25 protein-coding genes are annotated in these 25704 nt (G+C 69.1%); 9 read left to right on the forward strand and 16 right to left on the reverse strand.

Annotated elements, in window-relative coordinates:
- Positions 1-103: 103 nt before the first annotated feature.
- The 6 genes from lplB to ABD679_RS06320 all read right to left on the reverse strand — a co-directional run bounded on the left by lplB (position 104) and on the right by ABD679_RS06320 (position 5920).
- A complete protein-coding gene (gene lplB / locus ABD679_RS06295) occupies positions 104-436 on the reverse strand; it encodes a lipoate-protein ligase small subunit (RefSeq protein WP_344759095.1) in 333 nt (110 codons plus the stop codon).
- An 81-nt stretch (positions 437-517) separates the two neighbouring features.
- Entirely contained in the window at positions 518-1873 is a 1356-nt protein-coding gene (locus ABD679_RS15615; protein WP_425561857.1) for a diguanylate cyclase, read from the reverse strand.
- A 1215-nt stretch (positions 1874-3088) separates the two neighbouring features.
- Positions 3089-3307: a hypothetical protein gene (locus ABD679_RS06305; protein ID WP_344759097.1), complete on the reverse strand. Its 219-nt coding sequence runs from the start codon at positions 3305-3307 to the stop codon at positions 3089-3091.
- 262 nt (positions 3308-3569) lie between these two features.
- The gene (locus ABD679_RS06310) at positions 3570-4322 is read right to left on the reverse strand and encodes an outer membrane protein (RefSeq protein ID WP_344759098.1); all 753 of its coding nucleotides are present in this window, start codon (positions 4320-4322) and stop codon (positions 3570-3572) included.
- Positions 4323-4497: 175 nt separating this feature from the next.
- Positions 4498-4848: a DUF2200 domain-containing protein gene (locus ABD679_RS06315; RefSeq protein ID WP_344759099.1), complete on the reverse strand. Its 351-nt coding sequence runs from the start codon at positions 4846-4848 to the stop codon at positions 4498-4500.
- 31 nt (positions 4849-4879) lie between these two features.
- Positions 4880-5920 carry a S66 peptidase family protein gene (locus ABD679_RS06320; RefSeq protein ID WP_344759100.1) on the reverse strand — a complete coding sequence of 347 codons (1041 nt, stop codon included), beginning with the start codon at positions 5918-5920 and terminating at the stop codon, positions 4880-4882.
- A 160-nt stretch (positions 5921-6080) separates the two neighbouring features.
- Here ABD679_RS06320 and ABD679_RS06325 point away from each other — a divergent pair, with 160 nt between their 5' ends.
- A complete protein-coding gene (locus ABD679_RS06325) occupies positions 6081-7448 on the forward strand; it encodes a M14 family zinc carboxypeptidase (RefSeq protein ID WP_344759101.1) in 1368 nt (455 codons plus the stop codon).
- A 130-nt stretch (positions 7449-7578) separates the two neighbouring features.
- Here ABD679_RS06325 and ABD679_RS06330 read toward each other — a convergent pair whose 3' ends face one another.
- Positions 7579-8538: a DUF4474 domain-containing protein gene (locus ABD679_RS06330; protein ID WP_344759102.1), complete on the reverse strand. Its 960-nt coding sequence runs from the start codon at positions 8536-8538 to the stop codon at positions 7579-7581.
- A gap of 460 nt (positions 8539-8998) precedes the next feature.
- On the opposite strand from ABD679_RS06330, the gene ABD679_RS06335 reads away from it, so the two are divergent.
- Positions 8999-9478, forward strand: a complete 480-nt coding sequence (locus tag ABD679_RS06335; RefSeq protein ID WP_344759103.1) for a VOC family protein — start codon at positions 8999-9001, stop codon at positions 9476-9478.
- Positions 9479-9485: 7 nt separating this feature from the next.
- Here ABD679_RS06335 and ABD679_RS06340 read toward each other — a convergent pair whose 3' ends face one another.
- Positions 9486-10136 carry a DUF6404 family protein gene (locus ABD679_RS06340; protein ID WP_344759104.1) on the reverse strand — a complete coding sequence of 217 codons (651 nt, stop codon included), beginning with the start codon at positions 10134-10136 and terminating at the stop codon, positions 9486-9488.
- A gap of 213 nt (positions 10137-10349) precedes the next feature.
- Between ABD679_RS06340 and ABD679_RS06345 the strand changes: the two genes are divergently transcribed.
- Positions 10350-10982, forward strand: coding sequence for a hypothetical protein (locus ABD679_RS06345; RefSeq protein ID WP_344759105.1), 633 nt, complete (start codon positions 10350-10352; stop codon positions 10980-10982).
- A 117-nt stretch (positions 10983-11099) separates the two neighbouring features.
- A complete protein-coding gene (locus ABD679_RS06350; RefSeq protein WP_344759106.1) occupies positions 11100-12800 on the forward strand; it encodes an amidohydrolase in 1701 nt (566 codons plus the stop codon).
- A 93-nt stretch (positions 12801-12893) separates the two neighbouring features.
- Here ABD679_RS06350 and ABD679_RS06355 read toward each other — a convergent pair whose 3' ends face one another.
- Both ABD679_RS06355 and ABD679_RS06360 read right to left on the reverse strand, forming a co-directional pair.
- Positions 12894-13682, reverse strand: coding sequence for a siderophore-interacting protein (locus ABD679_RS06355; protein WP_344759107.1), 789 nt, complete (start codon positions 13680-13682; stop codon positions 12894-12896).
- Positions 13683-13729: 47 nt separating this feature from the next.
- The gene (locus ABD679_RS06360; RefSeq protein ID WP_344759108.1) at positions 13730-14269 is read right to left on the reverse strand and encodes a PadR family transcriptional regulator; all 540 of its coding nucleotides are present in this window, start codon (positions 14267-14269) and stop codon (positions 13730-13732) included.
- A gap of 353 nt (positions 14270-14622) precedes the next feature.
- Between ABD679_RS06360 and ABD679_RS06365 the strand changes: the two genes are divergently transcribed.
- Positions 14623-16416: a S9 family peptidase gene (locus ABD679_RS06365; protein WP_344759109.1), complete on the forward strand. Its 1794-nt coding sequence runs from the start codon at positions 14623-14625 to the stop codon at positions 16414-16416.
- 193 nt (positions 16417-16609) lie between these two features.
- On the opposite strand, the gene ABD679_RS06370 is transcribed toward ABD679_RS06365, so the two are convergent.
- The 3 genes from ABD679_RS06370 to ABD679_RS06380 form a co-directional block, all read right to left on the reverse strand.
- Positions 16610-18604 (reverse strand): serine hydrolase domain-containing protein, encoded by a 1995-nt coding sequence (locus ABD679_RS06370; protein WP_344759110.1) that lies wholly within the window; start codon positions 18602-18604, stop codon positions 16610-16612.
- A gap of 121 nt (positions 18605-18725) precedes the next feature.
- Entirely contained in the window at positions 18726-19154 is a 429-nt protein-coding gene (locus tag ABD679_RS06375; RefSeq protein ID WP_344759111.1) for a YciI family protein, read from the reverse strand.
- Positions 19155-19261: 107 nt separating this feature from the next.
- Complete coding sequence (locus ABD679_RS06380; RefSeq protein ID WP_344759112.1) at positions 19262-20554, reverse strand: MFS transporter; 1293 nt, start codon at positions 20552-20554, stop codon at positions 19262-19264.
- Between the two features lie 238 nt (positions 20555-20792).
- Between ABD679_RS06380 and ABD679_RS06385 the strand changes: the two genes are divergently transcribed.
- Together ABD679_RS06385 and ABD679_RS06390 are read left to right on the forward strand one after the other, a co-directional pair.
- Positions 20793-20981: a hypothetical protein gene (locus ABD679_RS06385; protein WP_344759113.1), complete on the forward strand. Its 189-nt coding sequence runs from the start codon at positions 20793-20795 to the stop codon at positions 20979-20981.
- Between the two features lie 41 nt (positions 20982-21022).
- Positions 21023-21586, forward strand: coding sequence for a DUF6630 family protein (locus ABD679_RS06390; protein WP_344759114.1), 564 nt, complete (start codon positions 21023-21025; stop codon positions 21584-21586).
- A gap of 52 nt (positions 21587-21638) precedes the next feature.
- Here the strand turns inward: ABD679_RS06390 and ABD679_RS06395 are convergent, their stop codons facing one another.
- Positions 21639-21956: a YciI family protein gene (locus tag ABD679_RS06395; protein WP_344759115.1), complete on the reverse strand. Its 318-nt coding sequence runs from the start codon at positions 21954-21956 to the stop codon at positions 21639-21641.
- Positions 21957-22068: 112 nt separating this feature from the next.
- Positions 22069-22833: an SDR family NAD(P)-dependent oxidoreductase gene (locus ABD679_RS06400; RefSeq protein ID WP_344759148.1), complete on the reverse strand. Its 765-nt coding sequence runs from the start codon at positions 22831-22833 to the stop codon at positions 22069-22071.
- A 115-nt stretch (positions 22834-22948) separates the two neighbouring features.
- Here ABD679_RS06400 and ABD679_RS06405 point away from each other — a divergent pair, with 115 nt between their 5' ends.
- Positions 22949-23851 (forward strand): LysR family transcriptional regulator, encoded by a 903-nt coding sequence (locus tag ABD679_RS06405; protein ID WP_344759116.1) that lies wholly within the window; start codon positions 22949-22951, stop codon positions 23849-23851.
- A gap of 60 nt (positions 23852-23911) precedes the next feature.
- On the opposite strand, the gene ABD679_RS06410 is transcribed toward ABD679_RS06405, so the two are convergent.
- Positions 23912-24544 carry a TetR/AcrR family transcriptional regulator gene (locus tag ABD679_RS06410; protein ID WP_344759117.1) on the reverse strand — a complete coding sequence of 211 codons (633 nt, stop codon included), beginning with the start codon at positions 24542-24544 and terminating at the stop codon, positions 23912-23914.
- Positions 24545-24673: 129 nt separating this feature from the next.
- Here ABD679_RS06410 and ABD679_RS06415 point away from each other — a divergent pair, with 129 nt between their 5' ends.
- Complete coding sequence (locus ABD679_RS06415) at positions 24674-25330, forward strand: O-methyltransferase (RefSeq protein ID WP_344759118.1); 657 nt, start codon at positions 24674-24676, stop codon at positions 25328-25330.
- The last annotated feature ends 374 nt before the right edge of the window (positions 25331-25704 follow it).

The following is a 25704-nucleotide window of genomic DNA, read 5'->3' on the forward strand; positions in this document are numbered from 1 at the left end:
GCGACGTCGTCGAGCATCAGGTCGTCCAGCGCCATGTGCAGCGCCGGCGCCTGCGGTTCGGCGTGGACGAGGTGCCAATCGTGGTCGCGCCAGTCGCTGCGGCTCATGCGGTGCCCCCCGCGCCGGCCTGCGGCGGCGCCGTGTCGATCGCCCTGCGGACCGCAATCGCAACGCCCTCGGGCGTGATGCCGAACAGCTGCGGCGCCCGTCCCAGCGCCGCGCCCACGGCGGCAGCAAGCGCGGCCTCGCCGGTGTCGACGGGCAGGCCTTCGAGCGCGGCGTCGATGGTGTCCAGCGCGCTGGCCGGTTCCAGGAAGAAATCGCCGCTGACCTGCACGCCTGCCATCCGGCCGTCGACGATGGACAGATCCACCACCACCAGCTTGCCGCCCGGAACCTTGTATTCGCCGTGCACGGCGTTGTTCGACGCGTCCATCCACGCAGTCTAACCAACGGCAGGCGTAATTCGTTTCGGGTCGGCGCGCGGTTCGCGCCGCAGTCGCCGCCGGCTCCGGGGTCAGGCGCGACCGGATGCTTCCGCCTCGCGGACCGGATCGTCGCGCAGCTCGCCCAGCGGCGGGATGACGAGCGTGGTGTATTCCTCGTAGCGCGCATCGGGCAGGTCGCTCAGGCGCAGGTGCTCGATGCGCGGGCTTGCGATCGGCAACTGCGCGGCCTCGTAGAGGACGACGCCGTGGTCGGGCGGATACCAGCGCAGCAGCTTGTCGACCAGCGCCTGCAGCCCTTCCCGCTCGGCGTGCAGGCGGCTGCACGACAGGTCGCCGGACAGCGCCACCTGCCACAGCAGCACCAGACCGGCGGTATCGGGGACGCGGTCGTAGACCATGAAGTGGGTCGCTTCCATCGACTGCACGCCGCGATGGCCCGGGTCGATGTCGAGGTCGGCGTACAGGCAGGCCTCGGCGGAAATCCCGGGTTCCATCCGCGCCGGGATGCCCGCCTCGCGCGCCTTGCGCACCACCCGGTGCGGCACGTCGGCGAACACCCCGGGGTGGCCGTAGAACACCGCGCAGACCTGCTTGCCGGCGCGCAGCTGCTGCATGATCGCTTCGTCGATCTCGCGGTAGGTCTCGCGCCTGTCCTTGCCAGGCGCGTAGTGGACGCCGAGGTTGATCGCATCCGGGCGCAGGCCGCGGACCATCGCCAGCGCGAACGGATCGGTCAGGCACAACACCACTTGCGCCTCGCGGATCTCGGACAGGCAGCGTTCGCTGGCGTGGCGGCCGAACTGGATGCCGCTGCCGACCACGACCAGGCCCGCGCCCTGCGTTTCCCCGCTCGCCGTATCGCTCGCGCAGACCACGCGGTCGCGACCCTCGTGCTTGGCCCGGTACAGCGCCTGGTCGGCCAGGTGCACCAGCTGCTCCAGCGTGTCGACCTGCCCGTCGACCTGGCAGATCCCGGAGCTGATGTTGAAGCGGAACGTCTGTCCGAACACGGTGATCGGCTCGATCCGGTCGCGCAGGCGCTGGAGCAGCGCTGCGGCTTCCTCGGCATCGGCATCGAGCAGGATCGTGAATTCGTCGCCGCCGCTGCGCCCGGTGACGCCGCGGCCGCCGACGGTCTCCCGGATCCAGGCGCCGAGCGAGCGCAGTGCCTCGTCGCCGGCGGCGTGGCCATGGCGGTCGTTGACCTGCTTGAACAGGTCGATATCGGCGACGACGGCCGTGAACGGGCGCCCCTCCTCGCGGGCCTGCGCGAACGCCGCCTCGCCGAGCTTGCGTACCTGCTGGTAGTTGTACAGCCCGGTCAGGCTGTCGTGTTCGGACTGCCAACGGTAGCGGCGGCGCTCGCGGAACGAGCGGCGCAGCAGGACCAGCAGCAGGATGGCGGTGACCAGCAGCGCGAACATGCCAAGCGCCAGCAGCCACTGCCGGCGCTTGGTTACCGCGACCTGCAGCGCGGCCACTTTCTTCTCTGCTTCGAGCAGGGCGATCTGCTGTTCCTTCGCGCGCAGGTCGAACTCCACCTGGAGATAGGCCAGGCGGCGCTCGCGGGCGATGCGGTCGGCTGCCTCCGTCGCGGAAATGGCGCTGTTCAGGTGCGAGAGCGCGGCGGCCGGCTCCCCCCGCCGTTCGGCCAGTTTCGCGAGCAGGCGCTCGGTCTCGGCAATGGCCGAATCCGACCTCTGCTCGCGGTAGTAGCGCAAGGTGTCGTTCAGCAGCGCCTCGGCCTCGTCGAGGTCGCGGTCGGTGGCGATCAGGCTACCGGCGATGACGAGCCTGGCGCTGAACGCACCGGCTGCAAAGCCTGCGGCCTTCAACTCCGAGAGTGCCTCGCCGCCCCATTCCAAGGCCTCGTCGTGCCGCCCCTGCGCCGCCGCCGCCTTGCCGACGCCGTACTTGCCGAGCGCCGTGAATACCAGGTCACCGGCCTTGCTGCAGGTCTCGATCTGACGATGCCGCCAGCGCTCCGCTTCCGGGAAGTCGTACCGATGGTCTTCGGCCAACGCCAGTTGGCTGACGGCAAGGCACACGGCGCGAGGATCATCCCCGGACTCCACCTGGTGAAGGGCACGCTCCGCCAGGTCGCGGGCCTTCTCGCTCTCGCCGACGAGCGTGTGCAGGTAGCTGGCGACGGTGAGCAGCCTGGCAGCCCCCTCCGGGGCTTGCGGGAGATACGACATCCCATCGTTGAGCCAGCTGAATGCGAGCGGCCAATCCTCGACGTTGGCGGCAACGTTGATGGCGGTGGTGTAAATACGGATTCGCAATGCCGCCGGCATGTCCTGCTTCAGCAGCCCGGCCAGCCCCGTGAGCGCGGCGCGTTCGTCACCGGCAAGCGCGACGTTGCGCAGCCGCACGAACTCGATGCGTTTACGCTGCTCCGGCGAGAACGCATCCAGGCGCGACGACAGCTCCTTGATCCTTGCGTTCGATTCCCGCCAGTGCGCGCTTATCCCAAGCCGCTCGATCTCCCGGACTTCCGCTTCCGCCTCCTGCTGATCGCCAGCAAATGCAGACCCGCCAGCGAGGGCAAACGCCAGCGCCAGCGCCACGATCGAGGCCAGCCGGTAAACGTGTTGCATCATGCTTCAGCGTCCGGCAACTCCATTATGGTGCGGAAACTACTTGTCGTAGGCGATGATGGAATGGTTGGTGGCGAACTGCCCGTCCTCCAGCCCGGTGAGCCGCTTGATCGCCCCGTAGTCGCTCTCCGCCATCGCCCTGCGCTCTTCGTCGGACAGACCGGCACGTCGCATCACGGCATCCGGATCCTTCTCGTATTCCTTCGCCAGCCCTGCGTCGCTTCCAAGCTTCTTCATCAGTTCGAGCAGTTTCGACACGGTATCCCCCCAACTGGATCAATCGGACTCGGCCAAGCCCGTGCAGACACGTCGCGTGGCGCGCATTCGTGCAGCTTTCGCCCCCGGAACCTGCGGACCTTACCACGCGCGAAGGGCACCCGGCCCCGCCCGGGGGATCTGCCCCGCCCACTGCATCGCCTTGCTGCGCCGGGGTGAATGCAGCCCCGGCGGACGCGGGCCGCAGGCTCGCCGTCGCTGGATCCAGCGGTGGCGGGCCGGCCATCCGGCCCCGCCCGACCGGTCAGAAGCGGACTTCGGCGCCAAGCATCAAGGTGTCGGCGCGATTGATGTCGTCGTAATCCAGGCCGTCACCTTCCCAGTCGTCGAAGTACACGTAGTTCGTGTAGACCAGGCTCAGGTTGAAATTGCGGGTGATGTCGACGCCGAGGCCGGCGCCGAAGTAGCCGCCATCGGTACTCTGGCCGGTGCCGTGCTGGTCGGCCGACCAGTATCCGGCCCGCACCAGCGCATACACCGGGCCGGTGCGGCCGAAGTTGAAGCGCGCGTTGGCGCCGAGACTGGCGTACTCGACCTTGCCGTACGGGTGACCGTCGTCCCTGGTGCGATCGAGGCGGCCAGCGGCCGCTTCGATGCCGATCAGCGACACCGGGCCGGCCTGCCAGCGATAGCCGGCGTTCACCGCGAGGGCGGACTGGTCGACATCCTCGTACACCCAGCCCTTGCCGCCCTGGACGCCAATGAAGAATCCGCCGCGGTCTTCCTCGCGGCGCACGCGCGCCGATTGCCGTGCGGCGTGCGAAGGCTGCGCAGCATAAGGTTGCGACTGTGCATCGACGGGCTGTGGCTGCGGTGCCACCTGCGGAACCGTCGTCGCCTCCGGCGACACCTGCGGTAGACGCTTGGCTGGATCCTGCTCCTGGTGCTGCGCTGGCTGCCAGGTTTCGACAGGCTTGGTCTGTGCGTGGACGGCGGTGGAGGCCGCGAACGCGGCGATGACGGCGGCCATGGCGGCCACCGGGCGGGCAAGTTGCATGCTGTTCCCCTGTACGGATCGATGGACCAGGCCGCGCCCGGCACCTGGTGTGCGGGCATCCGTGGAAAGCCGGAAGCGGCAGCGCCGTTCCAGTTCCCTGTGATCCCGTTGCGGCGATTCTAGGTTCGGCCTTGCCTGGCGGCGCTAGGAAAAAGTCTCTGCCCGGTACCGCGGCTCACTGCCGCAGGATGCTGTCCATCGACTTTCCCTTCGCGAGTTCGTCGACCAGCTTGTCGAGCTGGCGGATCTTCCGCATCAGCGGATCCTCGACTTCTTCCACCCGCACGCCGCAGACCACGCCCTTGATGAGCGCGGCGTTCGGGTGCATCGCCGGCGCCTGCGCGAAGAAGGTTTCGATGTCGTTGCCACCCTCGACCTGCTGCCGCAGTCCGGCCTGGTCGTAGCCCGTGAGCCAGCAGATGACCCGGTCGACCTCCTCCTGCGTCCGGCCCTTCCGCTCCGCCTTCTGCACGTACATGGGATAGATGCGCGCAAAACCCGTCGAGAAGATCCGGTGCTTCTGCATTCGGCTCCCTCCCTGCCCAGCCGCGCCGGCCTCAGCCACTGAACACCGGCGCCAGCATCCGGAAACTCCCCGCACCGGCATCCAGTTCCACCTCGCCGCCGACCGGCACGGTGAACTGCCGGTGGATGTGCCCGATCATCGCGCCGCGGTAGGCGGGGATGCCCAGCGGCTTGATGTGGTCGTCGAAGATCTGGTCCAGCGTCAGCGAGCCATAGCCGCCGCCCGGATCGCAGTCGCTGCACTCGCCGAAGATGAAACCGGCGATCTGGTCCAGTACGCCCATCAGCTTGAGCGTGGTGAGCATGCGGTCGATGCGGTACGGCGCCTCGGACACGTCCTCCAGGAACAGGATCCTGTCCTTGAAGTCGGGCAGGTACGGCGTTCCCGCCAGCGCCACGAGCACCGACAGGTTGCCGCCGACCAGTTCGCCGTGCGCCTTGCCGCCGGTGATGGTGAGCGTGCGGTTCTTGCGCGGCACCAGCTCGTCGCCGGCATCGACCGGGTTGCGGTACTGCATCAGTTCGCGCTCGAAGAACAGCCGCCGGAACTGGTCGGCGTTGAAGCTGTTCCAGCTGCTGGTGCCCATCGGGCCGTGGAAGGTGACCAGCCCGGTCTTCGCATGGATCGCGCAGTGCAGGGCCGTGATGTCGGAGAAGCCGAGTACGACCTTGGGATTGGCGCGGATGGCGTCGTAGTCGAGCAATGGCAGCAGGCGCGCGGCGCCGGAGCCGCCGCGCAGGCAGATGACCGCCTTCACGTCGCGGTCGGCGAACATCGCATTGAGGTCGCCCGCACGTTCGGCATCGGTGCCCGCCAGCGAACCATAGCGCGACGCGTAGTGGGCGCCCGTCTTCACCTTGAAACCCAGCGCCTGCATCACCTCGCCGGCAAGCTGCAGGCTGAGCCGCTGGTCGGTGGCCGACGACGGACTGACCAGTCCGACCGTGTCGCCGGGATGGATGGCCGGCGGCAGCAGGCGCCGGTCCGTCGCCGCGATCGCACTGCCACTCGCACCCACCAGCGGCAACAGGGCCGCCAGCGCCGCGCTTCCGATGAAATCCCGCCTTTGCATGTCGCCGCCTCGCCGAACGAAGGATGCGGCGCAGGTTAACGCACCGCAGCGCCGGCAAGCGACGCCCCTGCGCCGCCGCACGGCGCGCGCCGGCCGCCGCGTTTGACAAGCCGCGACGCGCTTCGGAGCATGCAGGCACACCCCACGGAGCATCACCCCCATGCGCCGCGTCCTTGCCCTGTCCCTGCTGCTTCTCCCGCTGCTGCTGCCCGCCGCCTCCACCGCCCGCGAGGCCGACGCGGACCCCGGGCCCGCCGCTTCCGGCGCACTGCCGCCGCCACCGGCGTGGCTTGGCGAACTGGACGCGCTGTACGACGCCGGGATCCGCGTCGAGGGCCTGGAGGACCGGCGCTTCTCGCCGGAGCACTGGTGGGACATTGCCCAGCCGCTGGCCACCGCGGCGCGCGGTTTCCACGTGGAGGAGGTCGGCAGCAGCGCGCAGGGCCGCCCGCTGCGGCACGTGTCATGGGGCGACGGCGACACGCGCGTGCTGCTGTGGTCGCAGATGCACGGCGACGAAAGCACCGCGTCGATGGCGCTGGCCGACCTGTTCCGCTTCCTCGGCGAGCACCCGCAGCATCCGCTGGTGCAGCGCCTGCGCGAGCACACCACCCTGCACTTCCTGCCGGTCATGAACCCCGACGGCGCCGCGCTCTTCCAGCGCCGCAACGCGCAGGGCATCGACATCAACCGCGACGCGCGCGCCCTGGCCTCGCCCGAGGCACGCACACTGCATGACCTGCGCGAACGCGTGAAGCCCGCGTTCGGCTTCAACCTGCACGACCAGCAGGTCGGCTACCGCGCCGGCGACTCCGACCGCGGCACCGCCATCGCCCTGCTCGCACCCGCCTTCAACGAGGCGCGCGAGGTCAACGCTTCCCGTGCGCACGCCATCGAAGTGGCCGTGGCGATTCGCGCCGTGCTCGAACCCTACATCGGCGGCCACATCGCCAAGTGGGACGACACCTTCAACCCGCGCGCCTTCGGCGACCTGACCTCGAAGGCCGGCGTGTCCACGATCCTGATCGAGTCCGGCGGCATCGAGGGCGACAGCCAGAAGCAGCGCCTGCGCAAGCTCAACTTCCTCGCCCTGGCCGGCGCGCTCGACGCCATCGCCACCGGCGCGCACGTCGGCCTGCCGCACGCGCCCTACGACGACCTGCCCGAGAACGGCCGCGTCTGGCCCGACCTGCGCATCAGCGGCGGCACGCTCGCAATCCCCGGCCAGCCGCCGGCGAAGGTGGACCTCCTAATCGACTTCAAGCAGCCCCTGCTCGAACGCGGCGCCAGCATCGTCGAAGTCGGCGACCTGGGCGACCGTCCTGCCCGCCGCGCGATCGACGCCAGCGGCCTGTACATCGTGCCCTTCGACCCGCCGGGGACCGACGCCGGCCAGTCGCGCACCACGCTGGGGCCGGGGATGTCCGCCTACTTCCACCTCGCCCGCGATCCCGAAGGCCGCGATGTGGTCTGGACGCTGGCGGGCGACGTGGATCCGGAGAATCTCGGGCCGCCCCCGGCGCGCTGAGTTGCTGCGCAGGCACCCGGCCCTCGTGCGGCAACGTCCGCCCCCTGTTGCACGTGGGGAGGGCGAGGTGATCCAGCGGGAATCACGCGGATACGGGCCGGCAACAGCCCCCGGATCGCAGGCCCGGCCGTCATGGCCAGTCGTAGGTAATCGTCAGCCCGTCATCGCCGAGCGTCGCATCGATACCCTGCGCGACCATCGCATCGCACATCGCCTGCGCGACCTCGGGATCCTTCAACACCAGTTCGCCGCGCTGGCCGATGTCCTCGTGGTTGACGCCGGGATCGGTGCGGATGGCCAGGTTCCAGTAGTGCTCGCCATCATCGGCGCCGAGGCCTTCGTTGGTGAAGTACTCCTCGCCGGTCTTCGTGTTGTAGATCGTCTGCGACATCTCGATCTGGTCGTCGCCTGCGGCCGAGGAGTAATAGCCCGGGATGCGCTCGAGCAGGTCGCCCAGCGGGCCGCGTTCGCCCGTGTGGCGCGTGTAGAACCCGATCTCCCCGCCGAACGCACCACCGCTGCCGTAGCTGCCCTGCCACAGTTCGAGCCGGTACTCGGTACCGTCGACCTCGAACTCCACCACCTGGTCGTCCAGGTCCATGCCGAGCAGCTTGCCGACGCTGTCGTAGGCATCGTGGAAGCCGAAGTAGCTCTGCAGCGAGCCTTCGTTGGTGGTGTAGAAGTCACGCCCCGGCGCGTACTCGAACCCGAACGCCTGGCCGACCGCGCCGGCAACCATCGGATTGTCCATCGCGCCGTCGATGACGTCGCCGATCGCCTGCTGCAGGCCGGGTACCTGCGCCGTGGCATCGGCGAAGCTCGGGCCTTCCGGACCGGTCAGCCAATCGACGAAATCCGCCGGTGAACGCTGTTGCAGCTGTGCCAGCACATCCACTGTCTGGCGTGCCCCGAACCTGGCCAGGTCGCCGGCCACGTTGAACACGCCTTCCTCGCGGACGGCCTCGACGACATCGCCGCCCGCGTCCACGACGGCACCGCCCACGTCGGAGACCGCACCACCCACGTCTTCCAGGAACGGATGGACAGTCTGCTGGTAGAACTGGCGCGCGGCCTCGAGAGGATTCGTCATGAGGGTATCCACGGACGGATCAGGGGATGCCATGGATTCTGTGATCTACGCACGGGCCGCGACAGCTGGGGAAAACCCTGAGCTGGTGATGGTGCCGGTACTGCTGCACCCGGCCGCATCGGGCTGCAGGAGGAATTCCCGACCCGCTGACCTGTTCCAGCCGGCCCCCGCGTTGGCCGATGCGTGATGGAGCGCCGGTCCCTGTTCCCGGCCCTGCACGGGCTGGACGCCGGTTCCACGCCCGCCGCCTCCCCTGGCGGCGGCCATCACGGCCCCGCATGGCGGCGAGCCCATCCGGCCATGCGAGATGGCGCCTGCGCGGGGTTTGTCGATCCTGCCCCCTTCCGTTCGTCAAGGCAGTGATGGCCGTGCGATGCCGGCACGCGGCCATGCACGGCATCCTTCAACAACGCGCGGACAAACCCGCGCGCCAGACACGAACCGGCACGGGACGACAACCATGATCCACAAGAACACCATCTGCCTGTGGTACGACCGCGACGCGCTCGAGGCCGCGAGCTTCTACGCCGAAACCTTTCCCGACAGCGAGGTGACCGCCGTCCACCGCGCACCGGGCGACTATCCATCCGGCAAGGAGGGCGACGTGCTCACCGTCGAGTTCACCGTCGCCGGCATCCCCTGCCTCGGCCTCAACGGCGGGCCGGAATTCAGCCACGACGAGGCGTTCTCGTTCCAGATCGCCACCGACGACCAGGAAGAAACCGATCGCCTGTGGAACGCCATCGTCGGCAACGGCGGCCGGGAAAGCGCCTGCGGCTGGTGCAAGGACAAGTGGGGCCTGTCGTGGCAGATCACGCCGCGCGCGCTGAGCGAGGCGGTCAACGACCCCGACCGGGAGGCGGCCAGGCGGGCGTTCGACGCGATGATGCAGATGCGCAAGATCGACATTGCGGCGATCGAGGCGGCGCGGCGCGGTTGATCTGTTGCTACGGGTTCGTGTCCTCCACCCAGCTGCGGCGGAACTCGCACCAGCCGGGCAGGTTGAGCGCCCGGCGCTCGCCGGCCTGGTGGGCGGCTTCCACCAAGGCGAAGACTCCCAGCAGGACCATCACGACGTTGCCGGTCTCCCCCATCGAGCCTCCGCCGATCCCGGGGTCCCACCTGTCCTGGACGTGCAGCCACAGGGGCACGGTCAGGTAGCTCGCGAGGAAGAACATCAGCGCGTTGAGCCACGCGGGGGAAAACGCGACCGGCGGGACCGGCACCCGCAACCGCCAGAACACGCCATGCATTAGCGGAAGAAGCGTGCGCTCGTCGGCTCCGGCCTTGAACGCGCGCAGCAAACCGGCCTGTATCAGCGGCGGGTACCGCTCGATCACGCTGCGGTCACCCTCGAGCAGGCCGAGCACCCGGCAATCAATGCCGACCTTCCTCGGCCCCAATCCGGTCACCAGCAGGCCACCGCAGTAGATCAGCACCGGCATCAGCAGCGGCCAGCCACGCCGCGAGAACATGGTGGACAGCATGTCGCCGTCCTGCAGCGTGTCCACCACACAGAAGATCGCCGCCATCCCCACGATCATGGCCAGGATGCGCAGCCGCTGCCTCCATGCCTCCCTCCGCCATTCGTATGCCATGTTCCTTCCGTCCGTGATGGAGTCGTTGCGGGCCTCCCGCTGCCTGCGTGGAAGACTAGCGTCCGACTGTCGGCAGACAAAGCTGAGTGGACTCCGGCGGGCCCGGGGGCCGGCGACGCCGCATTCGCCTGCTGCCACAGCGTGCCGCGTCCTTGACCGGATCGGCCGGCGACTGCGCGTAGAGTCGGCAATCCCCGCCCATCCACCAATGCCATGCACCTGCCCCTTCTGCCAACACTCGCATCCGCCGCACTGCTGCTCGCGGCCTGCACGCGCGCGCCCGCGCCCACCGACGCACCCCCCGCGCCACCCGCGACGCAGGCCGCGACACCCGCACCGCACGAACCCGCCAGCCCGCCTCCGGCAGCATCCCCGGCCCCTGCCGCACAGCTGGCGCTGTCCGGCGACGGGCTCACCTTCGTCACGGCAACCGGCGCCACGCGCCATCTCCTGTTCGGCACCCCTGCGGAGCAGGCGACCGAGGCGGTGTCGCGTGCATTCGGCGCACGGCCCGAACAGGGCCACAACGACGAGTGCGGCGCGGGTCCCCTCGACATGTCGAACTGGCGCAACGGCCTGACGCTGATGGCGCAGGACGGCCGCTTCGTCGGCTGGAGCGTGCATCCGCGGCCCGGCACGTCGAGCGGGACCCCACCCGGCACGATGGCCGGCATCGGCCCGGGAAGCACGCGCCGCGAACTGGAATCGGCCTATGCCGTCGAAGTCGACGAAACCACGCTCGGCACCGAGTTCACCGCCGGCGGACTCTCGGGCCTGCTCGACGGCGCCGGCCCGGCCGCGTCCATCACCAGCCTGTGGGCAGGCGCGAACTGCGTGTTCCGCTGACTCGGCCGACGACATCATCGATCGCCTGCCCGGGGATCGCGAACAGCGGCTCGGGTTCGGCGGGATCCGGTTCTCCCGCAAGCGCAGCGCGCGCCGGTCCCGGCGTATGCTCGGCGGATGAACAGACTTCCGACGCTGATCCTCGCCATGGCCGGCCTCGCGACCGCGCTGTCTCCTGCCCTCGCCCGCGCGCAGGCACGTGCCGATACGGTTCTGGTCGGCGGCAAGGTCTGGACCGGCAATCCCGCCCAGCCGGAGGCCGAGGCGGTCGCCATCCTCGACGGCAGGATCGCGGCGGTCGGCAGCGATGCCGACGTGCGTCGCTGGGCCGGCACGCAGACGCAGGTATTCGAACTGCGTGGCCGCCGCGTCGTGCCCGGCTTCAACGATGCGCACGTGCATTTCTTCGACGGCGGCCAGGGCCTGGCGTCGGTACAGCTGCGCGACGCGCCATCGCCGGAGGCCTTCCGCGACCGCATCGGCGCCTACGCCGCGACCCTGGCCCCGGGCCGCTGGGTGCTCAACGGCAACTGGGACCACGAGCGCTGGACGCCGGCCGAACTGCCCACCCGCCAGCTGATCGACGCGGTCACGCCGGACAATCCGGTCTTCATCAACCGTCTCGACGGGCACATGGCGCTGGCCAACTCGCTGGCGCTGGAACTGGCCGGCATCACCCGCGACACGCCCGATCCGCCCGGCGGCAGCATCGTCCGCGATGCAGGCGGAGAGCCGACCGGCATGCTCAAGGATGCGGCGATGAACGCGGTGTACGCCGTCATCCCCGAGGCCGACGCCGACGAGATCGCCACCGCGCTGCGCGCCGCGATGCACTACGCCAACGAAAACGGCGTGACCAGCGTGCAGGACATGTCCGCATCGCCCGACATCCTGCGCGGATACCAGCAATTGCTCGACGACGGCGAACTCACCGTGCGCGTCTACGGCGCGCAGCCGCTGGCGCGCTGGGAGCGCCTGGCCGGGCCGGGCATCACCGCCGGCTTCGGCAACGACATGCTGCGCATCGGCCGGCTCAAGGGCTTCGCCGACGGCTCGCTGGGTTCGACCACCGCGCTGTTCTTCGAGCCCTATCTGGACGAACCCGGCACCAGCGGCCTGCCCAGCGACGAGATGGTGGAGCAGGACGCAATGCTCGACGACATGGTCGGCGCGGACGCCGCCGGCCTGCAGCTCGCGGTGCACGCAATCGGCGACAAGGCCAACGCGACGATCCTGGACATGTACGCCGAAGTCGCACGCCGCAACGGCCCGCGCGACCGCCGCCTGCGCATCGAGCACGCCCAGCACCTGCGCGCCGAAGACATCGCGCGCTTCCACGCTCTGCATGTCGTCGCCTCGATGCAGCCCTACCACGCCATCGACGATGGCCGCTGGGCCGAGAAGCGCATTGGCGCCGAGCGTGCGAAGGGTACCTACGCGTTCCGCTCGCTGCTCGACGCCGGCGTCGTGCTGGCGTTCGGTTCGGACTGGTTCGTCGCACCGATGGAACCGCTGATGGGCATCTATGCCGCGGTCACCCGCCGCACCCTCGACGGCGCACACCCCGGCGGGTGGGTGCCGGAGCAGAAGATCAGCGTGGCCGAGGCCGTGCGCGCCTACACCGCCGGTTCGGCCTACGCCAGCGGCGAGGAGTCGCTGAAAGGCACGCTGGAGCCGGGCAAGCTCGCGGACCTCGTCGTGCTGTCGGACGACATCTTCGCCATCGACCCTGCCGCGATCGAAGGCGTGCGCGTGGATGCCACCGTGCTCGGCGGCAAGGTCGTGTTCGAACGCAAGGCCGTGCCGGCCGGCCCGTAGGCAGGCGGCAGGAAATCCAGGGCCGGGTGATGCGGGCCGCCCGGCAGGGTTCGCTGCGCCGCATCCGTCCCGCAGCGCATCGGACTCGCGGCCTTATTCGTCGTCCGCGCCGGCCGAATGTTTCCAGTACCCGGTCGAGCGGATCCAGTCCTTCGGCACGCCGCGGGTCTCCAGCGACTTGCGCATGCCGCGCGAGCGGCGCGATTCGCAGGCGATCCACCAGAAGGCGTCACCCTCGGGTGACGCCTCGTCGAGCGCGGCCTCCAACAGGCCACTTTGCTCCGCGCGGGCACCGTTGCGCGGCAGCCATCGCACCTGGACGTCAGCGCGGGTCGTGATGTCCTGCCGGTCGGCGTCTTCGGGAATCTCGACGAGCACCGTCGCCCTGCACCCGGCCGGCATTTCCTCCAGCCAGCGGCCGATAGCCGGCAGCGCGGTTTCGTCGCCGGCGAGCACGTAATGGTCGAAGTCCGCGGCCGGCACGAACGAGCCGCGCGGGCCACCGAAGGCGAAGTCGTCGCCGACCCGCACGTCGCGGGCCCAATCGCTGGCGGGACCGTCCCCGTGCAGGACGAAGTCGACCGCCAGCGTACCGGCGGCAGCGTCATGCAGGCGCGGCGTGTAGTCGCGCATCGGTGATGGCGGCTTGTCGGCCGGATAGACCGGCCCGTCGGGGCCCGGCGCCGGCGTGACGTACTCGCCTTCCGGGTTCGGGAAGAACACCTTGATGTGGTCGTCGGGCGCGCCGCTGTGGAAGCCTTCGAGTTCCGGCCCGCCGACCACGATGCGGCGCATGTGCGGGCCCAGGTCCAGCACCTGCAGCACCTGCACGCGGCGGAAGACGATTGGATGCCGCAGCAGGCGGCTTTCATGGAGGGTCATTCGGAGTTGCTCCGTGGGAGGAGGTGTGATCGGGGCGACGCGCCGGCTCAGCCGCGCGGCACCCGCGAGATGTCTTCGGCGGCGCGCAACAGGATTTCGGCCACCGCCTGGCCGGACACGGGCGACCAGTCGCGGTGGTGCACGAGCAGGCTGCGCTTGACCGCGGCCATGCCGGTGCGTACCGCGGACGGCAGCCCGGCCTTGACCATGGAGCGCGCGCTGCGCTCGGTGCGCAGGCGCGCCTGCGCCAGTTCGTCCGCATGCGTCTCGATGTAGGCACGGCCGGCTGCGGTCAGCGCATGCAGGCGGCGGTTGCCGTCCTGGCGCACCTGGACCAGGCCGTCTTCCTCCAGCTGCGCCAGCGCCGGGTAAGTCGCCCCGGCGCTGGGCATGTACTGGCCGCGGAAGATGTCGCCGATCAGATGGATCAGCTCGTAGCCGTGGCGCGGCTGCGGTTCCAGCAGCGCCAGCAGCAGCAGGCGCAGGTCGCCATGGCCGAGCATGCGCGGCTTCGGCCCGCGGCCACGGCCGCGGTGGGGTGCCGGCGTGGTATCGGCGGCATCGGTGTCCGTGGATGGATCCTGCATGAAGGTCTCCTGCGGCGGGGGCGCCGGGACAGGCTATAAAAGATATATCTAAATAATGGAAATAGCTATATCTGATTAAAGCGACTTCGGGGGTTCCGCGGGTGCTCAAGCGCCGGGACCACATGCGGGCGTCGTTGCCCGGCAGTCGGGGCCGTCCCAGCGGGTATGCTTGCGACTTCTGCCGGGAAACCGGGATCTGGGGGGATCACATGAAACGATGGTGCATTGCCGTATTCCCGGCGGTGTTCGGATTGGCATGTGCGTGTGTCCAGGCCGCAGAGCCAGTCCCGGTAGAAGCCTTCGCCCAGTCGGACAGCGTCACGTCCCCGCGCATTTCACCCGACGGGCGCCACGTGGCGGTCTCCGCCAACCTCGGCGAAGGCAACCACGCCATCGTGGTGTACCGGATCGAAGGCATGCAGCAGACCGCGCTGCTGAAGCTGCCCCGCTACGAGCAGCCCGTGGACATGCACTGGGCCAGCGATACGCGCCTGCTGGTCGCCAAGGGACGCCTGGTCGGCTCGCGCGAGAAACCGGTGGCGACCGGCGAGATCATCGCGACGGATTTCGACGGCCGCCACCAGCTTTACGTCTTCGGCTACCAGGTCCGCAAGACCGGGATGGACCGCGGGTTCGGCGTCATCGAAGGTTTCCCGCCCGTCAGGAACGGCCACTTCTACATGCGTCACCTGGCCGCGAACAGCAGCCGCTCGATGCTCTACGACATGGACGCCGAGCGCGGCACGTCCCGGCTGGTGGCCGACATCGGCAAGCAGGACATGGCGTTCGTACTCGACCCCGGCGGCGTCCCGCGTTTTTCCTTCGGCACCACCGACGACAACCTCTACCTGCTGTACCAGGCCAATGCCCAGGGCAAGGACTGGCAACCCGCGTCCGCGGGCAAGTCCGGCGGCAAGTTCGTGCCGTTCGCCATCAGCGCGGACGGCAGCGAGGTTTTCGCCACCTACAGCACGGATGGCGGCCCGGCATTCCTGGTCCGGTCCGACCTGGCCGGCGCCCGCCGCACCACGCTGGCCAGCGATCCCTTCGGCAGCGTCGGCGACGTCGAATGGAGCACGGCGCACCAGCCGTTCGCGGCCACGATCGCGAACGGCAGGCCGCGCAGCGTCTATTTCGACGAAACCTCCGTGGCCGCGCAGGAACACCGCCAGATCAGCAGCAAGTTCCCGGACCACTACGTCACCTACGTCAACCACACCGCCGACGGCAACGTGACCCTGCTGTATGCCTACAGCGACCGCGACCCCGGCACCTGGTACCTGTTCAACCGCAACAAGGCGACGATCGAGCCGCTGCTCGCCGCACGGGGCAGCATCGACCCCGCGCGCATGGGCGAGCGCCGCCATATCCGGTTCAAGGCCAGCGACGGTCTGGAGCTCGACGGCTACCTCACCCTGCCCGCCGGCGTGCAGGCGCCACGGAAGCTGCCGATGGTCCTGCTGCCACATGGCGGTCCGCACGTGGAAGGCGACCAGTGGGCTTTTGACAACGATGCGCAATTCCTCGCCAGCCGCGGCTATCTCGTGCTGCAGGTCAACTACCGCGGCAGCGAGGGCCGCGGCGATGCCTTCGAGCGCGCCGGATACCGCCACTGGGGCACGCGCGTGCAGGACGACCTCATCGACGGCGTGCGCTGGACGATCGCGCAGGGCTACACGGACCCTGACCGCATCTGCAGCTATGGCGCGAGCTTCGGCGCGTACTCGGCGATGATGGTCGCCGCCCGCGCGCCGGAGCTGGTCAAGTGCGCAGCCGGTCTGTCGGGCCTCTACGACCTGGCATCCTTCGCCACCGACAGCGACACCGCGTCCACGAGCTACGGACGCAATTACATCGCCCGCGTGCTCGGCAACGACCGCAACGAATGGCGCACCAGCTCCCCCGTCCACCTGGCCGGGCAGATCAAGGTGCCTGTGCTCCTCGCCCACGGCGAGATCGACAAGCGCACGCCCTACGCGCAAGCCGTGGCGATGAAGAAGGCGCTCGAGAGCGCCGGGAACGCACCGGAGTGGATGTCGGTGCCCGGCGAAGCGCACGGCTTCTACAAGGACGAGAACAACGCCGCGTTCTACCGGCGGCTGGAAGCATTCCTCGCGCGCAACATCGGCACCACGAAGTCGCCCTGACACCGGCCGGACGGCACCGCCACCACGCCGACCGTTCCCGAAGCCCCGGCCGGCGAAAGCCGGCCAGGGCATTCGACCCGTATCGCCCGATCAATCCCCGGTGGTGCAACCCACCGACGCCCGCGCGGCGGGCAGCCCCGCATCCTGCCCGTCATTCCCGCCAGCGCGGGAATGACGGCAGTCCGCGCCCTTCCTACTTCACTTCGTCGAACACGTACTCATGCTGCCCGTCGCGCACCACCAGCCGGCGCACGCCATCCTCGTCGGCGCGGACGAAGGAGAACCCCATCGCCACCGGGTCGATGGTGACGAAGGCCAGGCTGCCGTCGGGCTGCGGCTGGGTGGCGACCTCGGACGAGAACGCGCCGACGTCGAACACCGCCTTGCCGTCCTCGCGCGTCACCACCAGCTCGCCCAGCGCGTCGTTGTGGTAGCGCGGCGCCAGCCCGGCGATGGCCTGTGCGTCGGCCGGCCACTGCAGCAGCGTGCGGAAGGCGTCGAAGCCCTCGCGGTTGGCCTTGGCATTGGCGTCGGCGGTGGCTTCCGCCTCCGGCCTGCCGTCGAACATCAGCTCCGTCAGCCGGCGCTTGAACGGGCCGCGCAGGTACACGCCCTCGTCGGCGTTGGTCAGGATCACCGCGCCCACCTTCTGCGCGGGCCACCACATCATGTTGGAGTGGAAGCCGCCCATGTCGCCGCCGTGGTCGATCACGGTGACGCCGTCGCTCCTGTCGACCATCAGCGCCATCGCGTAGTCGCGGTCCACGCCCAGCGAGATCTGCGGTTCGCGCCGCTGCAGCAGCGCGGCCTCGCCGATGTAGCGGCTGCCGTCCGGCAGCAGGCCGCGGTCGATTTCCATCTGCACGTACCGCAGCAGGTCGTTGACCGTGCTCCACGCCGCGCCGGCCGGGCGCGAGGCGACGATGGTGTCGTTCAGGCCCATGCCCATGACCTGCACGTGGTGGTCGATGTCGTAGCCGTGCGGCGTGGCGAAGTTGCCGCTTTGCGCCTTCGCATAGTCGAACGTGGTGTCGTCCATGCCCAGCGGGTCGAATACCAGCGTCTGCATCGCACGGTCGTAGCCGGCGCCCAGCTCGCTGCCTGGAGACGCGACCTGCCCGCCGATGTAGCCGGCCGCCGCGGCCATCGGATTGGAGTACTGGAACAGCTCGCCGAAGCCGCTGGTCGGCTGCATCGTGCCGAGCGTTTCCATCACCCGCTCCGGCGTCTGCTTCTCGCCCTCGAACAGCCATTCGAAATCCTGCCGCGGCACGCCGGTGCAGGCGCAGATCAGGTGCTTGACCAGCACCTTGCCGGTGGTATCGGCGTCGCCCAGCTTGAACGGCGCGTACACGTCCACTGCGCGCGCATCCCAGTCCAGCTTGCCGGCATCGACCAGCTTGGCCAGCATCAGCGTGGTCAGCGCCTTGGTGTTGGAGGCGATCATGAAGCGCGTGTCGCCATCGACCTTGTCCGGCGCGCCCAACCGGCGCACGCCGAAGCCGCGCGACATCACCACCTTGCCGTCCTGGACGATGCCGATGGCCACGCCGGGCACGTCGTAGGCCTCGCGCATGTGCTCGACGAAATCGGCGACCTGCGCGAGCCGCGCGGCATCCAGCTTGTGCGCCGTGCGGCCGGCGAAGTCCTCGCGCGTGTGGCCGGCGGGCTGGAAACGCTGGAACAGCTTGCCGAACTGCGCAGCCCGCTTCTCCGCGACGGCCTGGTCGGCGTCCACCACGACCACCGTCCAGTCCTCGCCCTTGCGGAAGGCCGCCGCCTGGATCGCGCGCTTGGCATTGGCCGGCACGTCGTAGTCGTAGAAGCGACGCTGCTCCCAGCCATCACGCGGCGCGGCGTCGGTGGCGAGCAGGAACTTCGGCGTGATGCCCAACACCTTCCACGCCTCCGCGACCGCGTCGTCGGCCGTGGCAGCCGTCGCGTCGACGATGGCCAGGCGCGAGCCGTCGGCCTCGGGCGTGGTGACGATCACTGCATTGCCCTGCACGTCCGTGGCCCAGCCCTCGGGCAGCAGGAAGGTCGCGCGGCCGTCCGGCGTGGTGAGCGGTGCCTCGGCACCGGCGTCGCTGGCGACAGCGGCCTGTGGCGCATCGGCCCATGCGGGCGCGGCGACGAACGGCAGGGACAGCGCGGCGGCCAGCGCCGTCCGGATCAGGATGCGATGCATGGGGACTCCCGGATGCGGCGCGAGAGGACGCCGCCTTCGCCGCAGGGTACGGGATTGCCGGCAGATGCAGGACACCGGCGATCCGGACGCAACAAAGCGGAATGGAATCGCCGCAACCGCCCTACTCCCCGAGCCGCTCCCGCAGCCGCCGCTCGCGCTCGGCAATTTCCGGCGTCACCGCCTCGCCGAAATCCTCCATTTCATAGAACGGACGGATTTCCAGCTCGCTCGGCCCGGGCATCGGATTGGGGCAGCGCTTGGCCCATTCGACCGCCTCGTCCATGTCCCTGACCTCCCAGATCCAGTATCCGGCGACCAGTTCGCGCGCCTCGGCGAAGGGGCCATCGATCACCGTCCGGCTGCTGCCGTCGAACGCGATCCGCTTGCCCGCCGACGACGGCTTGAGCCCGTCGCCCTGGACCATCACCCCGGCTTCCACCAGTTCCTCGTTGAACCTGCCCATGGCTTCGAACATTTCGGTCATTTCGGCCGCAGGCGGCAAGCCGCGCTCACTGTCCTCGGTCGCCTTCACGAATACCATCACGCGCATCGCTGTCTCCACGTCGGGGCCGACATGGCCCCTGTATGTCTGAACGACGAAGCAGCATTCGCGAAATCGACACGGCTGCGGACAAATCCGCCCGGGGTCCACGCCGCTCAGGTCACGCGTTCGCCCGCCGCCACGCGCACGTCGGTCTCGTCCGTTGGCAAGGCGTTGATGCGCACCTGCAGCCGCCCGTCCTGCCGCACCATGCGCAGGCCGCGATACCGCGCCAGATAGGCAACCGCCACGCCGGCCGCTGCGATCCCCGACAGCGCGCCCACGCCCAGCGCCCAGCGCGCACCGAAGCGGTCGACCACCCAGCCCGTCAGCGGCGCGCCCAGCGGCGTGCCACCCATGACCACCGCGATGCGCAGTGCCAGCACCCTGCCGCGCATCGAGCGCTCGGTGGTCAGCTGCATCATCGAGTTGCTGGCGGTCATGAAGGTCAGCGAGGCCAACCCGACGAAGAACAACATGCCCGCGAACAAATACGGCCCCGGCATCACCGCCGCCAGCGCCAGGGTGACGCCGAAGCCGCACGCCGAGGTCGCCATCAACACCATGCCCGGCACCGGCCGCCGCGCCGACAACAGCGCGCCAGTCATCGTGCCCACCGCCATCGACGAGGTCAGCAGGCCGTACTGGCTGGCGTCACCGTGGAACACCGTGACCGACATGGTCGAAATGAAGATCGCGAAGTTGTAGCCGAACGTCCCCAGCAGCAACAGCATCACCATCACCGCGACCAGGTCCGGCCGCTCCCACACGTAGCGGAACCCGGCCAGCAGGCTGCCGCGGGTGCGCTCGGGCGGCGCTTCGGCGTGCAGTTCGCGCACCCGCAGGAAGGACAGCGACACCAGTACCGCCGCATACGACCCCGCATTGACCACGAACAGCCAGCCCTCGCCGATCGCCGCGATCAGCACGCCCGCCACCGCCGGGCCGATCATGCGTGCCGCATTGAACGACGCCGAGTTGAGCGCGACCGCATTGGCCAGCGCATCGTCGCTGACCAGGTCCGACACGAACGCCTGCCGCGCCGGCGCGTCGAACGCGGTCACGCAGCCCAGCAGCAGCGCAAAGCCGTACACATGCCACAGCTGCACCACGCCGGTGAGCGTCAGCACGCCCAGTCCCAATGCAAGCAAGCCGGCGGCGGCCTGCGTGAACAGCAGCAGCTTGCGGCGATCGAAGTGGTCGGCGGCGAATCCGGTCAGCGGCAGCAGCAGCAGCGGCGGCCCGAACTGCAGCGCCATCACCGTGCCCACCGCGGTCGCGTTGTGCTGCGTCAACACCGTCAGCACCAGCCAGTCCTGCCCAATGCGTTGCATCCAAGTGCCCACATTGGATACCAGCGCACCCGCTGCCCAGAGCCGGTAGTTGTAGCTCCGGAGCGAGTGGAACATGCTGCTCAAACCTGCCGTCGCCTCTGTCGTGACGTTGCCGCCAAGGCAACCGGGCGCCCATGCTAACGCGGGCGCCGTGAGCGGCGGCTCCATCGTCCAGGGCCCGTGGCAAATGACGCCAACGGGCTTGCCGCTCCTGGCGAAGTCGCGCACGAACGCCACGGCAGCCCCGGTGCCCCGTTGACGCCATCGCCGCCGGCACTGGCGTAATGTCCGCTGACCTGTCCCGGAGCGACCCATGACCAAGCTCGACAAACCGATCCGCCGCGAACTCCAGGTCGGCGACGACACCTATACCCTGACCATCGATCCCGAAGGCCTCCGGCTGACCCTGAAGGGCCACCGCAAGGGCACCGGGCTGCGCTGGAAGGACCTGGTGAACGGCGATGCCGCGCTGGCCGCGGCGCTGCAGGCGTCGACCAACTGACCGCGCGACCAATCCCCTGCCTCCCACGAACGACCCCGCACATGCACGCACCCGACACCGAGTTCGACGCCGACGACAACTTCGCCAATTACGCCACCGACTTCGACGCCGGGGACGGGATCGACGAAGACGCCACGACCGAACAGCTGGTCTGGCAGCTGTTGCTGCTGCTGAATCCGGGCGACGAGGAAACCGCATTGCAGCAGTTCGGCGAATACCAGGAAGCGACCGCGGACGCCGGCGAGGACGAGTTCGAGCCGGCGTGGCTGCTCAAGGACATCATCGACTGGAAGTCGGGATTCCAGGTACACGACGATGACGCCGCCGCCCTGGTGGAGAGCATCACCGAGCTGGTGGCGCGCTGGAACCTGGAACTCGACTGGGGCGTGGAGGATCCGACCGACGCCGAATTCCTGGCCAATGCCGACACCGCTGCACTCATCCGGACCGCGTATGACGGCCTGCGTCCACACGGCTACACGCTGTGGCTGTGGGAGACCGGCACCGAGACCACCGCCGGCTGGATCACGCTGAGCCGCGATGACGAGGCCATGCGCGCGATCGCCCCGGCGCTGGGGATCGAAGTGCGCACGGGAGAAGGCTGAGCCCGACAGGCCGGCGCGGATGGACAGCCATGGCCCCTTCCGACCCCGGCTTTCAGTTCGCCGTCTTCTCCGCCGCCAGTGCCGGGGCGGCGGAGCCAAGCAGGGGCAACCACTCGCGGATCTCGCTGCTGGCTACCACGCCCCGGACGGTGAACGGATCCCTGTCCACGATGGCCTGGACGGCCGCTTGAGTGTCCGCCCGGAAGATCAGCAAGCCACCGCGTGCATCGTCGGGCCCCCAGGGGCCGGAAGCGATGAGCGTGCCGGCGTCGGCAAGGCTGCGCAGGTGGGCGAGGTGTGCGGGACGCGTGGCGTCCTGGAGCGCCTCGTCGGGGCTGTAGGAATACGTAACGGCGAAAGTCCTGGCCATGATGGTTTCCCTGATGGTTGTGCGGAACGCAGGGGTTGCGCGCGTGCGACCGCCGTCGTGTTGCGCTGGAGAACGCACGGGAAGCGGTCCTGCGACCGGTTCCTGTGCGGGGTTACAGAAACATGCCGCCCGACGCTTCGATGCGCTGGCCGTTGATCCAACCGCCACCGGGGCCCAGCAACGCGGCAGCAGCAGCGCCGATGTCTTCCGGCATGCCGGCGCGGCCCAGCGCGGTGTTGGTGGCGACGAAGGCATTGAGTTCGGCGTTGTCGCGCACCGCGCCGCCGCCGAAGTCGGTTTCGATCGCGCCCGGCGCCAGCACGTTCACGGCGATCCCGCGCGCGCCCAGTTCCTTTGCCTGATAGCGGGTCAGCACCTCGATGGCGCCCTTCATCGCCGCGTATGCGGCATAACCGGGCAAGGCGAAGCGGGCCAGGCCGCTCGACACATTCAGGATCCGTCCGCCGTCGGCGATCAGCGGCAGCAGTTTCTGGGTGAGGAAGAACGGCCCCTTCAGGTGCACGTTCATGAGCAGGTCGAACTGCGCCTCGTCGGTCCCGGCGAACGGCGCGTGCACGCCGACGCCGGCGTTGTTGACCAGGGCGTCGAACTGCCCGCGTTGCCAGTGCGTGCGCAGCGTGTCGGCGACCTGCGTAACGAAGGCGTCGAATCTCGCGCTGTCGCCGACATCCAGCTGCAGCGCGGCCGCGCGACGGCCGTCGGCTTCGATCGCGGCGACCACGGCCGCGGCTTCCTCCCGGCCGCTGCGGTACGTGACGATCACGTCGGTGCCTTGCGCGGCCAGCTTCAGGGCCATGTCGCGGCCGAGGCCGCGGCTGCCGCCGGTGACCAGGGCGATGGGGGTGGGGGTGTTCATGGCGTTCTCCTTTCGGATGGAATCGGACGAACGCCACTCTATTGATCGCAATCCATGCGATAAATCATCTAAATATGATTTGAATGTTCGCTTTCTGCGAACAATAATCCGCAACATGAACCAGCTCGACGTCATGCGAACCTTCATCCGGGTAGCCGAACTGTCCAGCTTCAGCCGCGCCGCGGACAGCCTGGGCCTGCCCAAGGCCAGCGCCTCGACCGCGGTACGCAAGCTGGAAACGCTGCTCGGCACGCAGTTGCTGCACCGGACCACGCGACGCGTCCACCTGACCGCCGACGGCCAGGCGTTCTACGAGCGCTGCAAGGACCTGCTGGACGACGTGGAGGAACTGCAATCGATGTTCCAGCGCGGCCCGCAAACGCTGCGCGGACGCCTGCGCGTGGACATGTCCAGCGGCCTCGCGCGCCACTTCGTGCTGCCGCGGCTGCCGGAATTCCTCGACCAGCATCCGCAGCTGGACATCGAACTCAGCAACACCGACCGCCGCGTCGACGTGGTGCGCGAAGGCTTCGATTGCGTGCTGCGCGTCGGCGCCGTCGAAGACAGCACCCTGGCCGCGCGCAGGCTCGGCGCGCTACCGGTGGCCAATTGCGCCAGTCCCGCCTATCTCGCGCGCCACGGGACGCCGCAAAAGCTGGAAGACCTCGACGCGCACCGGCTGGTGCATTACGTCTCCACGCTGGGCGCACGCTCGCCAGGCTTCGAATATCCGGATGGCGGCGGATACCGCACCCGACCGATGGCCGGCGCACTCACGGTCAACAGCGCCGATGCCTATGTCGGCGCCTGCCTTGCGGGCCTTGGCCTGATCCAGGCGCCACGCACCGGCGTCGCTCCAATGCTGGACGACGGAAGCCTCGTCGAGGTGCTGCCGCAACTGGCCGCGGAACCAATGCCGGTCACCCTGCTGTATCCGCAGCGCCGCAACCTGCCGCGCCGGGTGCGCGCCTTCATGGACTGGGTGGCGGAATTGCTGGCGCCGGTGTTGATTCCGTAAGCGCCGCTGATCCGTGGACAGAAGCGGGCGATCGCCATCCCGGCGGCGTCGCGTTTCGCCTCACCCCTGCGCGAGGCCTTCGAGGTAGGCGCAGAACATGTCCGCCATGGCGTTGGCATAGGCCTTGATCTCGGCGGAAGTCCGCGGGCTTTCCGAAAAATCCTTTCCCACCGTGCTGAGCGTCGTGGTGATCAGGTCGCCGACCCGTGCACGTTTCGCCTTCGAGGCCTTGGGTAGCACCTCCTCCAGGAACGCCTGCACGAAGCGATCGCCCGACGCCCGTGCCTCCCGCGCTTCGGGCGCATCGCGATACAGCGGCGCGGCGTCATTGAGCGCCACGCGCATCCCGGCCTCTTCACACTCCGAACGGAGGAAGGCATGGACCAAGGCGCGCAGCCGTTCGAACGGCGGCTTGCGCACATCTCCCAGGATGCGGCCCAGCATGTCCGTCGTCTGCCGCCATTCATCGCTCTGGAGGCGAAACAGGATCGCGGCCTTGTTCGGGAAGTACTGGTACACCGACCCGACGCTCACGCCGGCCCGTTCGGCCACCCGCGCCGTGGTGAAGCGCTGCGCGCCTTCCCTGGCCAGAACCTGAGTAGCCGCTTCCAGGATCGCCGCGACGAGCTCCGTCGAGCGGGCCTGCTGGGGCTGTTTTCGCGAGGAAATCTGCGGTGTCCGGCGACGGGTCATGGCGACTCCATGGCGGGAAGGTCAATGCGAATAGCGAATGCGACGGATGCATCGTATTCTTCAATGCGACGAATCAGTCGCATCTTAGCCGGGCGCCAGCAGGCGCTCAAGCACCGACCGGGGACCCCCATGACCACCCTGACCACTTCCCCCGTTGCCCCCCTGCTGGACCGCCTGTTCGCGCAGGCCGATGCGGCGACGAGCCCTGCCTTGGCCGAATTTTCCGCCGAGGATCGCGCGCGCCTGATGCACAGCAAGACCGATTACATCGACCTCTACGGGCGCCTGAAGGATCTCTGGCTTCCCGTTTCGCGCGACACCGGCGCGCTGCTCTACATGCTGGCGCGCAGCTCGAACGCGCGGTCGATCGTCGAGTTCGGCACCTCGTTCGGCATCTCGACCGTGCACCTGGCCGCGGCCCTGCGCGACAACGGCGGCGGCCAGCTGGTCACCAGCGAGTTCGAGCCGGCCAAGGTGGCGCGGGCACGACAGCACCTGACCGAAGGCGGGCTGATCGACCTGGTGGAGATCCGCGAGGGCGATGCACTCCAGACGCTGGCCGTCGACCTTCCCCAGACCGTCGACCTGCTGTTGCTCGACGGCGCCAAGGCCCTTTACGGCGACATCCTCGGCCTGGTCGAGGGTCGCCTCGCGCCGGGCGCACTCATCGTCGCCGACAACGCCGACCTCAGTCCCCACTACCTGGCGCACGTGCGCGCACCGGCCAATGGCTACCTCTCCGTCCCGTTCGGCGAGGACGTCGAACTGTCGCTGCGGCTTGGCTGATCCGGCCACGACTTCTCCCGGTTCGCGGAGAACGCCGAGCAGGATTGTCGCGTGATCGAGGCCATGGGAGGTGCGCTGCAGGGATCAAACCGTCCGATGCTCGTCACGTCCGGCCTGCTCGGCATGGCACGGGGCGCGACCGAGGCGGACGCGCCCGACCCGGCCTCGCCCCGCAAATCCGAAACGGCTGCGCGGGCGCTGGCAGAACACGGTGTACGGGCGGCGACGGTCCGGCTCGCGCCGTCGGTGCATGGCCCCGGCGACCACGGATTCATTCCCCTGCTGATTCGCCTGGCACGCGAGAAGGGCGTCTCGGCGTATCTCGACGACGGCAGCAACTGCTGGTCGGGTGTCCACCGGCTGGACGCGGCGCG

The sequence above is a fragment of the Luteimonas lutimaris genome, assembly GCF_039537065.1.
Taxonomy (GTDB): domain Bacteria; phylum Pseudomonadota; class Gammaproteobacteria; order Xanthomonadales; family Xanthomonadaceae; genus Luteimonas; species Luteimonas lutimaris.